Genomic DNA, 13,061 nt, shown 5'->3' with positions numbered 1-13,061 from the left:
AAATTAAAAACTACTGCTTTTGAACGAACGGATTATTGAACTAACCAATATTGCGCCCAAAGATTTTTGGGGAGCACAGGATAAACACCTTGAAACAATAAAAAAATACTATCCTAAGCTTAAAATTGTAGCCCGGGGTACCACATTAAAAGCATTTGGCGAAAAAACATTGCTCGATGAGTTTGAAACCCGCTTTAAGCGGCTCATGCTTCATTTTTCACGCTATAATAATATTGATGATAATGTTATTGAGCGTGTTATAAACAGCGATACCAACGTTGAGCAAATGAACCCTAATGATAAAATACTGGTGCATGGGGTAGGGGGTAAGCTTATAAAGGCCATGACCCCAAACCAGCAAAAACTGGTAGATACCATGCTGGAGAATGACATGGTTTTTGCTGTAGGCCCTGCCGGTACAGGTAAAACGTATACCGGGGTTGCTTTGGCAGTAAAGGCGTTAAAAGAAAAGCAGGTAAAACGTATTATACTTACACGCCCGGCTGTAGAAGCAGGGGAGAACCTTGGGTTTTTACCAGGTGACATGAAAGAAAAGCTGGACCCTTACATGCAGCCGCTTTATGATGCATTGCGGGATATGATTCCGCCTGAAAAATTAGAAGATTATATTTTAAAGGGCATCATACAGATAGCTCCCCTTGCATTTATGCGTGGGCGTACGCTAGATCATGCTTTTGTAATATTAGATGAAGCGCAAAATACCACACATTCTCAAATGAAAATGTTTTTAACCCGTATGGGGCGTAATGCTAAGTTTATGATTACTGGTGACCCCGGACAGGTAGATTTACCACGCCGAACTAATTCCGGATTAAAAGAGGCTTTGCTAATACTTAAAAATGTTAAAGGAGTAGGTATATTATATCTTGATGATAAAGATATTGTGCGCCACAGGCTGGTTAAAGAGATTATTGATGCTTATAAAAGTATTGAGAATATTGACTAATGGCTTGGCTGCGTGTTAATTTTAAAAATCCGGCTCATGTTGCCTTATCAATAATTGCCCTTATAGTATTGCCTGCTTTAATAACATGGCTTTCTATGATTGTGTATTATTATTTATGGGCTAGTGGTGTTTCGGGAACCTGGGGTTCAAACCGCACCGTAGGCTGGGCTTTTGATGCCTGTACACTTAACCTTATTTTTCTGTTATATAGCGTTGGGGCAATAGTACTGTTATATTTCTGCTTTTATTTTTTTAAGATGAAACTAAACAGGCTTGTATCAATATTACAACTTATAGTAGTACCACTAACATTTTATTTACTAATTATAAGTTTTTATTATTCAATTGGTTACAATATATGGGCGTCGTACGTTTGTTACTATTCAATAGTGCTTATAGCAATAATTATATTATTGTTTTTTATAAATGCAGCCTGGGCAATAATAATAAAATACGCAAGAAATAACAATTAATTAGTTTCAGGTTTTACAGGCTGCTTTTTATAAAGCGGAATAAAATAGGAAATGGTATAGTTTAAACCCACGCCAAATTTTCCGTCATAAGTACGGTTAAAACCCGGTATATACAGGTTATCAAAATCGGTAGGTTTTTTATCTGTAATCAGGTAATTCAGCCTTAAGCTAAACCCTAAAAAAACATTATTAAAAAGTTCTGCTTTAAGGCCGGCCACAAACTCTACCCAGTGTGCAGAAAGAGCCTTATATTCCCTATCAGCATTAATAGTAACATCGGTTAGGTAGTTACCAGTACCATCAATATTAGAGTTTTGGTATACTGTATATGTATTAAGTGTCTGGCTAAAGCTCGAAAAGCCATACCTGCCTCCCACATAAATCATATTTTCCATATCCAGCCAGTTTTCATAGGTATTATAATCAACACCAATTTTAAGATAACTTCCTTTAGTGGTATAATTTAACTGCGGTTCATCAATGGTATAGTCAAGAGTACCAAGTTCTGCAGCAGCATATAGCTTTTTCTTCAGCCTGTAATCGCCAACCAGTTCAATACCTTTGTAGCCATCTTCATAAAAAGAACGTGCCAGCCTGTACAGGTCTACACCTACACGCAGGCCATAACGCTGTGGGTATACGGGTACGGCAGTGTCTTTAACCACTGTGGTTTTAGGCAGGCTGTCTACATTAGTAACAGTCTGCGAAAAAGCAGTTGCTGAAACCAGTAATAAAAAATTAATAATAAATTTTAATGTGTGTTTCATTTTCGTTTATTATGTTACTGGTTTCTACATCAATATCATCAATCCAAAGGCCTTCGGCACCGGGGCCGTTTGTAAGTGTGGGGTTCGGTACTAAATTAGTTCCCGGCACCAGCCTGAAGCTGTCTTTAAATCCGCATGCCCTGTTTATGTATTCTTCTTCTTTTGTGTAAGTAAACTCAAGATAATCAATATTGTAGATGTAATGGTTTCCGGTTACACGTGTACCTTGTTTTAATCCCCATTTCACATTTTCGGCATCAACGAGCAGCGGTAGCCTGAATTTACTGGTACTGCCCAACCTTATAGTGTCTTCACGGCCTTCAATAAAAAGACGCAGGCTGTCAACAGCCCTTGCGACACTACGGTTTTCGGCGTTAAAAATTTCAATAACCATACTTGGGGTAGTTACGGTTCCTTCCGGGCAAATATCATCTTTTTCGCAACTCAATAAATAGCAGCTTGCCAAAACAAGTAAAAGTACTGTAGCAGTCAATTTTTTCATAGCAACTTATCGTTTCTCCAAAAGTACAACATTTTCCACATGGTGTGTTTGCGGAAACATATCTACAGGCCTTACGCGGGTAACCTTATAAAATTCGTCCATCAGGGCCAGGTCGCGCGCCTGCGTGGCAGAGTTACAGCTAACGTATACTACTTTTTGGGGTGCAATTTGTAGTATTTGTGCTATAACATCTTTATGCATACCATCACGAGGCGGGTCGGTTATAATAACATCCGGCCTGCCGTGTGTGTTTATAAAATCATCGTTAAAAACTTCTTTCATGTCTCCCACAAAAAACTCGCAGTTGTCTATATTATTGTGGCTGGCATTGGCTTTAGCATCGGCAATAGCTTCTGGTACAGCCTCTACACCCACAACTTTTTTTGCCTTGCGCGATACAAACTGGGCAATAGTACCTGTACCGGTATATAGATCATATACTAATTCATTACCGGTAAGTCCTGCAAAGTCGCGCGTAATGCTATAAAGTTCATACGCCTGTGCACTGTTTGTCTGGTAGAAGGATTTGGCATTAATTTTAAAAGTAAGCCCTTCCATTTCTTCCAAAATATAATCACGCCCTTTGTAAAGCACTACCTCCTGGTCATAAATAGTATCGTTGGCCTTTTGGTTGATCACATATTGCAGTGATGTAATTACAGGGAATTTATGTTGTAAATGATCAAGCAACAGTTCACGCTGTTGTTTATTATCATCAAAAAACTGGATAAGCACCATAATTTCCCCTGTTGATGCTGTGCGTAGCATCAGGGTACGCAAAAGCCCGCTATGTTCCCGTGGGTTAAAGAATGCCATATTGTTGGCATTGGCAAAATCGCGAACTTCATTACGTATGGCATTGCTTGGGTCTTCCTGAAGGTGGCAATGTGTAATATCCAGTATTTTGTCCCACATGCGCGGTATATGGAAACCCAGTGCGTTGTGGTTGTCAATTTCTTCACTACTGTTAATTTCATCCTCAGTCATCCAACGTGCGTTAGAGAAAGAAAACTCCATTTTATTGCGGTAAAAAAACTGTTTATCGCTGCCTTTTATGGGTTCAAATTCCGGTAAGTCTACCTTGCCTATGCGTTTAAGGTGATTGTATACCTCGCGGTTTTTGTAGTAAAGCTGCTTTTCATAATTCATGTTCTGCCATTTGCAGCCGCCGCAAGATCCAAAATGTTTGCACGGGGGTATAACCCTGTCGGCAGAATATTCATGAATGTGTGTAGCTTTACCTTCATAATACGCCTTGCGCTTTTTCATGGTTTGTACATCTACCACATCGCCCGGTACTACATTGGGTATAAATATTACCTTGCCATCGGGTGCTTTTGCTACAGAAACGCCTTTAGCGCCAGCGTCCAGCACCGCTATATTATTAAAAACTATCTTTTCTGTTTTTCTTCTTCCCATGCCGCAAAAATAAGTGTTATATTTAAATCTTTTATTCTTATAACTTCAAAACTCATTATTATGCCAAAATACCTTGCCCTTTTTCGTGCTGTAAATGTAAGCGGGCATAATATTATTAAAATGGAGCATTTGCGTAAACTTATGGAAAACAATGGGTTTAAAAATGTTGCTACTTACATACAAAGCGGTAATGTAGTTTTTGAGACAGATGAAACCAATAAGGCTAAAATTGCCAAAAACCTGGAAGTATTATTATATAAAGAGTACGGCCATGACGTTTTTATATTTATACTTGATAAAGCCGATTTAGAAAAGGTAATAGATAGCAACCCTTATACAACGAGAGAACCGGAACCTTCAGGTATTAAAAAGTTTTTTGTGTGCTTTCTTGCGGGGGATGTATCTCCGCAGGGTATAGACCAAATGAATAAATTTAACAGGAGCGATGATGTGTACAAAGCCATTGGCAATATACTTTATTTAAAACTTTCGCAAAGCGCTGCCGATTCTAAACTCACAAACTCTTTTATAGAGGGTAAGTTAAAATTAAAAGCTACTACACGCAACTGGAATACTACGCTAAAACTTCTTGAAATGCTTTCCTGATATAATAAACTTCTGTTAAATAAAATAAGTACGTCTTTGTTTGTTTTTGCTTTAAGTAACTTTATAAAACTACAAACAAAAACTTTACTATTATGAAAAGAAATGCCACTGCCGTATGGGCAGGATCATTAAAAGAAGGGGATGGCAAAATAAGTACTGAGAGTAATGTGCTTAACAATACCCAATACAGCTATAAAACACGTTTTGAAGAAGGAACAAGCACTAACCCCGAAGAGTTGATTGCTGCGGCTCATGCCGGCTGTTTTACAATGCAGCTAACGGCCTACATAAATGAGGCAGGTTACACTGTTGCCTCTATAGAAACTAAATGCGATGTTAATTTTCAGAATGGCAGTATTGCAGGTTCCCATCTTTCCGTTATAGCTAGGATTGATGATATCGAAACACAGCATTTTCAGCAACTGGTTACCAAAGCAGAGCAAAACTGCCCTGTTTCAAAGTTGCTAAATACACAAATATCCAGCAATGCTACACTAGTGCAAAATTAATTTTTTGTATTATAAAACTTTTAAAGCCTCTTTTTAGGGGCTTTTTTTATATTTGAAAAAAAGACATGAACCGTTTTGACCGTATAACCGCTATATTAATACAGCTACAGTCTAAAAAAGTAGTAAAGGCACAAGATCTTGCCCAACGCTTTGATATAAGCCTGCGCACAGTTTACCGTGACATTCGCTCGCTGGAAGAAGCCGGTGTACCTATTTATGGAGAGGCAGGGTTAGGTTATATGCTGGTAGATGGTTATCGCTTGCCCCCGGTTATGTTTACCCCGGAAGAGGCTACCGCCTTTGTGGCTGCCGAAAAGCTGATGGAAAAATTTACCGATGCCGCTACAAGGGAGCAATTTGCTTCGGCCATGTTTAAGGTAAAAGCAGTATTACGAAGCAATGAAAAAGATCTGGTTGAAAAACTTGATAGCCATATATTAATAAAAAACAGTAAAACAAATAATAATAAGCCGGAAAACTACCTTAATGTACTCCTAAAGGCTATCTCTGATAAAAAGGCTGTTGATATAGAGTACAAAACTTTTGGTAATGATGAGGTTACAAGCCGCCTCATAGAACCCATTGGTGTTTTTCATGAAAATGATAACTGGTATACTATTGCCTATTGCCATTTAAGGGAAACTTACCGCCAGTTTCGTTTAGACAGGATTATCAGCCTTGCTAAAACCGATATTTCACAACAGGAACGTGTTTCTTTACAAGAATATGAAGCACAGCAGCAGGAGAAGGCATTACCGGCATTGCAAAAGGCGGTAATCTGCTTTGATAAGTCCGTTGTGCCGTATATACAGTCAAGGCGGCATTTTTATGGTTTTGTGTCAGAAACCATAACCAATGATGGGGTTGAAATGACTTTCCTAACCCAGTCGCTAGAGGAGGGGCTGGCACGCTGGTACCTTAGCTTTGCAGATTATGCCAAGATAATAGAACCTCAAAAACTTAAAGACAGGATTGTTGAACTTTTAGGAGAGATTTTAGTGAAGGTAAAAGTATAAGTAAGTATTAAGACGGTCCAAATCTTCCTGAAATAATTTTATTTTTATTAATTTGCAGCCTTAAGGATGATTTCTCTCCATAAAGAAGGAATTACTGTTTTTAAGAATTTAAAAATCAAAATTTCAAAATGCCGGTATTAGAGAAATTAAGCTCGCAAGAAGCTATTGTATTAGAAAATAAATATGGAGCCCATAACTATCACCCACTGCCTGTTGTACTAAGCAAAGGTAAAGGGGTACATGTATGGGATGCTGAAGGGAAAAAATATTATGATTTTCTTTCAGCTTATTCTGCTGTAAATCAAGGACATTGCCATCCTAAAATTATTGATGCCATGGTAAACCAGGCACAAACCCTTACGCTTACCTCGCGTGCATTTTATAATGACCAGTTGGGTAAATATGAGGAGTTTGTAACCAAATATTTTGGTTTTGATAAGGTATTACCCATGAATACTGGGGCAGAAGCAGTTGAAACAGCTATTAAAATATGCCGTAAATGGGCTTATGAACGGAAGAGGATGCATGAAAATGAAGCAAAAATTATTGTTTGCGAAAATAATTTTCATGGCCGTACTACAACAGTTATATCTTTTTCTAACGATGAAACTGCCCGTAAAAATTTTGGGCCTTACACTCCCGGATTTGTAAAAATACCTTATGATGATATCGCTGCACTTGAAACAGTGCTGAAAAAAGAAAAAAATATTGCCGGTTTTTTAGTAGAACCTATACAGGGTGAAGCCGGTGTATATGTACCTGCCGATGGTTACCTTAGCAAGGCTAAAGAACTTTGTAAAGAACATGGCGTGCTTTTTATTGCAGATGAGGTACAAACCGGTGTAGCGCGCACAGGTAAATTACTGGCTGTACAACATGAAAATGTAAAACCTGATATCCTTATCCTGGGCAAGGCGCTATCAGGGGGAGCGTATCCTGTTTCGGCGGTTTTAGCCAATGATGAAGTTATGGATGTAATACAGCCAGGCCAACACGGCTCTACCTTTGGGGGTAATCCCATAGCTGCAGCTGTAGCCATCGCCGCGCTTGAAGTAGTTAAAGAAGAAGCGCTTGCAGAGAATGCAGAGGCTCTTGGTGAAATTTTTCGCAGTGAGTTAAATGAATATATTAAGCAGAGTACTATTGCTGCAAAGGTTAGGGGTAAGGGGTTGCTTAATGCTGTTGTAATTAATGACACCGAAGACAGCGATACTGCCTGGAATATTTGTGTTGCCTTAAGTAAAAAAGGACTTTTAGCCAAGCCAACTCACGGTAATATTATACGTTTTGCACCACCGCTTGTAATAACAAAGGAACAGTTGCTGGATTGTGTTGAAATAATTATAAGCACTTTAAAAGAGTTTGAATAATCAATTAATCACTAAATAAACTAAATTATTATGGAAGACAATTCTGCTTTCGAATCATTTGAACTCCAACTTACAGAAGGTGCAAAAGCTTTTTTAGCTGAAATAGCCAAGTGGGCAAGGTTCCTGGCTATTATTGGATTTGTTTTTTTAGGCATTTTTATATTATTTGCTTTAGTAATGTTTACCACCGGTGCAGGTGTTCTTATGAATAGCGGTATGGGAGCAATGGGAGCTGGTGCCGGCGCAATAATGGGTGTATACCTTTTAATAGTTGCGTTGTTATACTTTTTTCCGGTGAGGTATCTTTATTTATTTGCTATTAAAGCAAAGAAAGCCCTGGCTGAAAGTAACAGTGAGCGTTTAGAAGAATCATTTAGCAACCTTAAATCACATTATAAATTTGTAGGTATACTAATGATTATTGTACTTGCAATATATGCCATTTCATTGTTAATAATAATTGCAGGTGTTGCCGCATCTATGTAATAAAAAATAAATTTAATATGGCCCGGGCGCTTTTTCCCCGGGCTTTTTTTTATGAAAACAATTTATATAGTATTAATGTTTGCTGCTGCTTTTTTAGCGCTGTATGAGCAATCTCTTGCTAAACCCAATATGCTTATTATGGTTATTGCCATTGTAGCATTTATGTTGGGATTAATGCGGTTAATGTCGAAAGTACCGAGCAAGCATAATGACCATGAAGAAGGCCGTGATGAAGAAATTTAATAAAGGAGATAAGGTAGCAGCCCTTGATGATTCTTTTAACGGTAGTGTTAAGGGATATAAAGGGAACAAGGTTATAGTTGAAACCATTGAAGGTTTTGAACTTGAATTTGGCGAAAACGAACTTGTTGCTATTGCTGCAGATACTGATATGCGGGCTCTTTTTATGAATAAAAGTATAAGCGCTGTATTAAAGGAAAAAGAGGAACCTAAAAAACGCTCTTTTACGAAAGAAAAACGTGCCAAAAAGGAGGGTTTTGTATTGGAGGTAGACCTGCATATTGAAAAGCTTGTGCCGAATAAAAGAGGGATGAGTAATTATGACATACTAACACTACAGACAGAAACAGCCAAGCGCCAGTTAGAATTTGCCATGCTCAACCGTATGCCTAAAGTAGTTTTTATACACGGCGTGGGCGAAGGCATATTAAAAGCTGAACTCGATTTTTTATTTGGCCGTTATGAAGGCATTGTTATACAGGATGCCGATTACCAAAAATACGGCCTTGGCGCCACAGAGGTGTATATAAAACAAAACCCTGAAAGATAATTAATTACTGGGTGTTATAAATCCCGAAATTATAACCTGTTGTTTCATCAAAGTCGTCTAAATCACTTATAAAAAATGATTCATCCTCATTTGCGGCATTGGTGAATTTCACATCATCAAAATAAATACTGTGGTCATAATATCCGGTGTCGGTATTGTACGTGGTATTAATTTTAATAGTGCCCTCAGTGGCTGTCCACTTTTCTATCAGCTGTGGCGTTAAAGCATAATTGTCACATATATTAGCTAACCCCGGGCTGCCGTTATATACATTTAATTGTAATGTGTTATCATCAGTATCATTGCTAAGATCTATGATAATTTCGCCTGTTGAATTAGGGAAAGCAGCGGCTCCAAACTCAAATAGTAATGCTGCATTAGCATCTGTTTTGTATAAAATATTACTATCGTCACAGGTCTCCGGCTGATTTCCGTCTTCCTCATCAAATTCAAAATTAAAAGTAAAGCCTAATGTGGTACGTATGGTACCAAAATCACTATCAAGTATTCTTATAACTTCGTCACCTTTGTTAAAGCTTACATCTACTAAAATTATTTTATGGTCATAGCCTGCCAGCAAGCCGGTTTCAACATCAAGCACCGCATTGGTTTCTATACTTATAGTACCTTCACCATTCCACTCGTCTATAACAGTAGGGTTAGCACTGGGTACCTCGCTGCAGAGTGTGTTCCCGGCACCTGTACCACTGTAATTGCGGTATGTTATAGCATCAGTGCTAAACTGTTCAGGCTCACTTTCAGCATTTTGTAAGTAAGAGGGGTTTAAGTTTAATATTAAGACTTCAGTACCGTTTACTTTATATAAGGTATTATCACCACATACTTCTACATTGGCATCTTCAAAGTCAAATGTTTTAAAAGTCATATCTCCGTCATCGCATCCGGTAAACAGGGCAAATGCGGCTAAAAGGCAAAATATCTTTTTCATAAATAGATTTTGTACAAAAATACTGTTTTTTAGTGTTTTGTTATAACGTAATTTCATCTAATAGCGTGTATGGCTCACAAAACTAATTTTATGTAATTTTGCGGGTATGAAAATGGTTTACCTAGATAATGCATCTACCACAGCACTTCGCCCTGAAGTTACCGAAGAAATAACACGTATTTTATCTCAAACATATGGTAACCCATCATCAACTCACAGCTTTGGCCGATCTGCAAAAGTAGTGCTGGAAGCATCGCGTAAAGCTATTGCTTCTATGATTAATGCCGAAGCGCGCGAAATAATTTTTACATCGGGTGGTACCGAGGCTAATAACTGGGTATTATATAATGCAGTAAAAAAATTAAAAGTAAAGCGTATTATTAGTAGCCGTATAGAACACCATTCGGTTTTAAATACTATTGCAGAAACAAAAAGCCAGGGTATTGAAGTAGTATATGTAAATCTGCTACCGGGCGGTTATATTGATATTGGGCATCTTGAAGAATTACTGGCAGATACTACCCCTACACTTGTAAGCCTGATGCATGTTAATAACGAAACAGGTACGGTTTTAAACCTAAATGTAGTAGGTGGGTTATGTAAAAAATATAATGCTTATTTCCATTCTGATACGGTACAATCGGTTGGTAAATTTGTTTTGGATGTAAAGCAATTACCGGTAGACTTTTTAGTTGCAAGCGCACATAAATTTCATGGGCCGAAAGGAGTGGGTTTTCTCTACATCAAAAAGGGGCTTAGTGCAGGGGCTATGCTTTTGGGTGGCGAACAGGAAAAAGGCCTGCGCGCAGGTACCGAGGCTGTGCACCAGGTTGGAGGTATGGCAACAGCGCTTACTGTTTCTTATAAAAACCTGACACAAGAGCAGGGGTATATAACTGAAATTAAAAAGTATCTTTTAGAACAGTTAAATATCCATTTCCCGGGATATAAAGTAAATGGGGAAATTTATGGCAGGGAAGATGAAGTGTTTTATAACATTGCAAACATACAATTACCTTTAGTGAAAGAAAAGACACAAATGATATTGTTTCACCTTGATATGAAAGGAGTAGCGATATCAAGAGGCAGCGCATGCCAGTCCGGAAGTATAAAGCCTTCTCATGTACTAAAGGAAATTTTACCAGAGAATGAAGTTAAAAAACCTTCATTGCGCATTTCTTTTAGCCATTATAATACTAAAGAGGATATTGATTTATTAATTGCAGCACTTAAAACGGTATAAAAAAGGGAGGCATTTTTCGCCTCCCTTTTGTTATTCTTTTGACCAGTAATTATCTGCAAGGTTAATATCCGGAATAAAATTGCCCGGGTCTATAGTAACTGATTTTATCTCTTTGGCCGAAGATACAAGATAATCCCACTCGTTACTGCGTTGCCATACTTCTACAGGAAGTCTTTTTTCTTCGGTTGAATTATCGGCATAGGTAATTTTAAATACTACTGGCATTGGTATTTCACCTTTATTTGTAAACGTAATGATGGATGCCCCGTCTGTTTCGCGCACGCCGCTAATACCAAGGTCTATATTATCATTATTAATAAACCATCCCCTCCAGAACCAGTTAAGGTTTTCTCCTGCTACATTTTCCATACAATTATAAAAATCAGAAGGCTGTGGGTGTTTAAATGCCCAGGTTTTTATATATGCCCTAAAGGCATTATCAAACCTTTCATGTCCCAGTATATATTCACGCAACATTATAAGGCCATCGGCAGGTTTATAATAAGCGGTAAAGCCAAGGTTGCGCGATTGTGCCACATCAGGATAAGTAGCAATACTTTCCCTGTATGGTGAGCGGAACCAGCGCACCTGCTTGCGGGCCATAGAAATATCGCCTTTATATTCGCCGTTATTAAATGCTGCAGAACTGTAGTAATTTATAAAGGTGTTAAAGCCTTCATCCATCCAGGCATAACGGCGCTCATTAGAACCTACTATCATTGGGAACCAGTTATGGCCAAATTCATGGTCAGTTACCTCCCAAAGTTCCATACCCGCACTCGGTGCCCCACAAAACGAAAGCCCCGGATATTCCATACCGCCCACGTTAGAGGCCACATTTACTGCATTGGAATAGGGGTAGGGATACCACATTTCAGAATAATGCTCAATAGATGTTTTGGTATATTCCGTACTACGGCCCCACGCGCTATCGCCTTCATCTTCGTTAGGATAAACCGATTGTGCCAGCGCTTTTTTACCTTGCGGAAGGTTAATACGTGCAGCATCCCAAATGAATGATTTTGAAGAGGCAAAGGCTACATCGCGTGTATTCTTCATTTTAAAATGCCACGTTAATTTACCCGATTGTACAGGCCTTGTTATGGTTTTATTACCCGCTTCCTGCGGGTTAACTATAAATACGGTTTTATCACTGTTTTCGGCCTGTTCCAAACGTTGCTGCTGTGTTTTTGTAAGTACTTCTTTTGCATTAACAAGCTCGCCTGACCCAACAACAATATGGTCATAAGGTACAGTTACCTTATAATCAAAATCACCGTATTCAAGATAAAATTCACCTGCGCCAAGATAAGGTTCTGTATTCCAGCCAACAACATCATCAAAAACGGCAACACGCGGATACCATTGTGCTATAGAGTAGATAATACCCTTATTGGTTTCAAGCTGGCCCATACGGTCCATACCTGCTATGGGTATCTTAAAAGTAAAGTTCATACTTACAGTAGCTTTTCCCCCTTTTGCTTTTACAGGCTGGTTAAAAAATACCTGCATGCGTGTGTCAGAAATAAGGTGTTTTGAAGATGGGGTTCCTTTTGTTTTTGCAGAAACATTACTTATAGTGATACCACCATTTGTGTCGCCACTATAACGGTTACCTTCTATAGGTGTGGTAAGGGTACCCCTGGAATCTTCTGTAAAACGGTTTTGCTCCACATACATCCAAATGTAATCCAGCGTTTCGGGGCTGTTATTATAATAGGTCATGGTGAGCTTTCCTGTAACAGTATTGTTAGTATCATCAAGCTCTGCCTCTATAACATAATCGGCCCTGTTTTGCCAGTATTCCGGTCCCGGTACACCTGATGCAGAACGATAAACACTGCTGCGGCGGTAGCCTATATCATCAAACTTATTCTGGTTATTGGGGTTAACATCCTGTGCATTGGTATTAAAAAAATATCCGCAAAAGATAAGGGTAATCAGTTTACTGTAAAATCTCATTT

The 13,061-nt window shown here is 38.5% G+C and carries 14 protein-coding genes; 9 read left to right on the top strand and 5 right to left on the bottom strand.

The annotated features are described in order from the left end of the window. Positions 1 to 19 precede the first annotated feature (19 nt). Positions 20 to 967 (top strand): PhoH family protein, encoded by a 948-nt coding sequence (locus ABS766_RS03190; protein ID WP_408083669.1) that lies wholly within the window; start codon positions 20 to 22, stop codon positions 965 to 967. A gap of 469 nt (positions 968 to 1,436) precedes the next feature. On the opposite strand, the gene ABS766_RS03185 is transcribed toward ABS766_RS03190, so the two are convergent. The 3 genes from ABS766_RS03185 to rlmD are packed head-to-tail and all read right to left on the bottom strand — an operon-like array spanning position 1,437 to position 4,128. Next, the gene (locus ABS766_RS03185) at positions 1,437 to 2,207 is read right to left on the bottom strand and encodes a DUF6048 family protein (protein WP_408083668.1); all 771 of its coding nucleotides are present in this window, start codon (positions 2,205 to 2,207) and stop codon (positions 1,437 to 1,439) included. Continuing rightward, the gene (locus ABS766_RS03180; RefSeq protein WP_408083667.1) at positions 2,179 to 2,709 is read right to left on the bottom strand and encodes a DUF6452 family protein; all 531 of its coding nucleotides are present in this window, start codon (positions 2,707 to 2,709) and stop codon (positions 2,179 to 2,181) included. The genes ABS766_RS03185 and ABS766_RS03180 overlap by 29 nt, the downstream gene beginning before the upstream one ends. A 6-nt stretch (positions 2,710 to 2,715) precedes the next feature. Beyond that, positions 2,716 to 4,128, bottom strand: coding sequence for a 23S rRNA (uracil(1939)-C(5))-methyltransferase RlmD (gene rlmD / locus ABS766_RS03175; protein WP_408083666.1), 1,413 nt, complete (start codon positions 4,126 to 4,128; stop codon positions 2,716 to 2,718). A gap of 60 nt (positions 4,129 to 4,188) precedes the next feature. Between rlmD and ABS766_RS03170 the strand changes: the two genes are divergently transcribed. The 7 genes from ABS766_RS03170 (at position 4,189) to ABS766_RS03140 (ending at position 8,905) form a co-directional block, all read left to right on the top strand. After that, positions 4,189 to 4,734 (top strand): DUF1697 domain-containing protein, encoded by a 546-nt coding sequence (locus ABS766_RS03170; RefSeq protein ID WP_408083665.1) that lies wholly within the window; start codon positions 4,189 to 4,191, stop codon positions 4,732 to 4,734. 92 nt (positions 4,735 to 4,826) lie between these two features. Continuing rightward, complete coding sequence (locus tag ABS766_RS03165; RefSeq protein WP_408083664.1) at positions 4,827 to 5,243, top strand: OsmC family peroxiredoxin; 417 nt, start codon at positions 4,827 to 4,829, stop codon at positions 5,241 to 5,243. Positions 5,244 to 5,308: 65 nt separating this feature from the next. Next, on the top strand, positions 5,309 to 6,259 hold the full coding sequence (locus tag ABS766_RS03160; RefSeq protein WP_408083663.1) for a helix-turn-helix transcriptional regulator: 951 nt from the start codon (positions 5,309 to 5,311) through the stop codon (positions 6,257 to 6,259). 128 nt (positions 6,260 to 6,387) lie between these two features. Further along, the gene (rocD, locus tag ABS766_RS03155; protein ID WP_408083662.1) at positions 6,388 to 7,629 is read left to right on the top strand and encodes an ornithine--oxo-acid transaminase; all 1,242 of its coding nucleotides are present in this window, start codon (positions 6,388 to 6,390) and stop codon (positions 7,627 to 7,629) included. Between the two features lie 30 nt (positions 7,630 to 7,659). Continuing rightward, the gene (locus tag ABS766_RS03150; RefSeq protein WP_408083661.1) at positions 7,660 to 8,115 is read left to right on the top strand and encodes a hypothetical protein; all 456 of its coding nucleotides are present in this window, start codon (positions 7,660 to 7,662) and stop codon (positions 8,113 to 8,115) included. Between the two features lie 51 nt (positions 8,116 to 8,166). Then, positions 8,167 to 8,358: a hypothetical protein gene (locus ABS766_RS03145; protein ID WP_408083660.1), complete on the top strand. Its 192-nt coding sequence runs from the start codon at positions 8,167 to 8,169 to the stop codon at positions 8,356 to 8,358. Then, entirely contained in the window at positions 8,330 to 8,905 is a 576-nt protein-coding gene (locus ABS766_RS03140) for a DNA mismatch repair protein MutS (protein WP_408083659.1), read from the top strand. Before ABS766_RS03145 ends, ABS766_RS03140 begins: the two co-directional genes overlap by 29 nt. Before the next feature lie 4 nt (positions 8,906 to 8,909). Here the strand turns inward: ABS766_RS03140 and ABS766_RS03135 are convergent, their stop codons facing one another. Then, complete coding sequence (locus tag ABS766_RS03135) at positions 8,910 to 9,854, bottom strand: hypothetical protein (RefSeq protein ID WP_408083658.1); 945 nt, start codon at positions 9,852 to 9,854, stop codon at positions 8,910 to 8,912. 106 nt (positions 9,855 to 9,960) lie between these two features. On the opposite strand from ABS766_RS03135, the gene ABS766_RS03130 reads away from it, so the two are divergent. Next, on the top strand, positions 9,961 to 11,097 hold the full coding sequence (locus tag ABS766_RS03130; RefSeq protein ID WP_408083657.1) for a cysteine desulfurase family protein: 1,137 nt from the start codon (positions 9,961 to 9,963) through the stop codon (positions 11,095 to 11,097). A gap of 30 nt (positions 11,098 to 11,127) precedes the next feature. On the opposite strand, the gene ABS766_RS03125 is transcribed toward ABS766_RS03130, so the two are convergent. Beyond that, positions 11,128 to 13,059 (bottom strand): M1 family metallopeptidase, encoded by a 1,932-nt coding sequence (locus ABS766_RS03125; RefSeq protein WP_408083656.1) that lies wholly within the window; start codon positions 13,057 to 13,059, stop codon positions 11,128 to 11,130. Positions 13,060 to 13,061: the final 2 nt, after the last annotated feature.

Source organism: Flavobacterium rhizosphaerae (assembly GCF_046000445.1).
Taxonomy (GTDB): Bacteria; Bacteroidota; Bacteroidia; order Flavobacteriales; family Flavobacteriaceae; genus Flavobacterium; species Flavobacterium rhizosphaerae.
Note: the sequence above shows the minus strand (reverse complement) of the source record. Positions and strands in the feature narration are given on the sequence as shown.

What these genes read in the sequence shown, in the direction of transcription:
- ABS766_RS03185 (WP_408083668.1), bottom strand. Translation starts at nt 2,207, where the DNA reads ATGAAACACACATTAAAATTTATTATTAATTTTTTATTACTGGTTTCA.
- ABS766_RS03180 (WP_408083667.1), bottom strand. Translation starts at nt 2,709, where the DNA reads ATGAAAAAATTGACTGCTACAGTACTTTTACTTGTTTTGGCAAGCTGC.
- rlmD (WP_408083666.1), bottom strand. Translation starts at nt 4,128, where the DNA reads ATGGGAAGAAGAAAAACAGAAAAGATAGTTTTTAATAATATAGCGGTG.
- ABS766_RS03170 (WP_408083665.1), top strand. Translation starts at nt 4,189, where the DNA reads ATGCCAAAATACCTTGCCCTTTTTCGTGCTGTAAATGTAAGCGGGCAT.
- ABS766_RS03165 (WP_408083664.1), top strand. Translation starts at nt 4,827, where the DNA reads ATGAAAAGAAATGCCACTGCCGTATGGGCAGGATCATTAAAAGAAGGG.
- ABS766_RS03160 (WP_408083663.1), top strand. Translation starts at nt 5,309, where the DNA reads ATGAACCGTTTTGACCGTATAACCGCTATATTAATACAGCTACAGTCT.
- rocD (WP_408083662.1), top strand. Translation starts at nt 6,388, where the DNA reads ATGCCGGTATTAGAGAAATTAAGCTCGCAAGAAGCTATTGTATTAGAA.
- ABS766_RS03150 (WP_408083661.1), top strand. Translation starts at nt 7,660, where the DNA reads ATGGAAGACAATTCTGCTTTCGAATCATTTGAACTCCAACTTACAGAA.
- ABS766_RS03145 (WP_408083660.1), top strand. Translation starts at nt 8,167, where the DNA reads ATGAAAACAATTTATATAGTATTAATGTTTGCTGCTGCTTTTTTAGCG.
- ABS766_RS03140 (WP_408083659.1), top strand. Translation starts at nt 8,330, where the DNA reads ATGAAGAAGGCCGTGATGAAGAAATTTAATAAAGGAGATAAGGTAGCA.
- ABS766_RS03135 (WP_408083658.1), bottom strand. Translation starts at nt 9,854, where the DNA reads ATGAAAAAGATATTTTGCCTTTTAGCCGCATTTGCCCTGTTTACCGGA.
- ABS766_RS03130 (WP_408083657.1), top strand. Translation starts at nt 9,961, where the DNA reads ATGAAAATGGTTTACCTAGATAATGCATCTACCACAGCACTTCGCCCT.
- ABS766_RS03125 (WP_408083656.1), bottom strand. Translation starts at nt 13,059, where the DNA reads ATGAGATTTTACAGTAAACTGATTACCCTTATCTTTTGCGGATATTTT.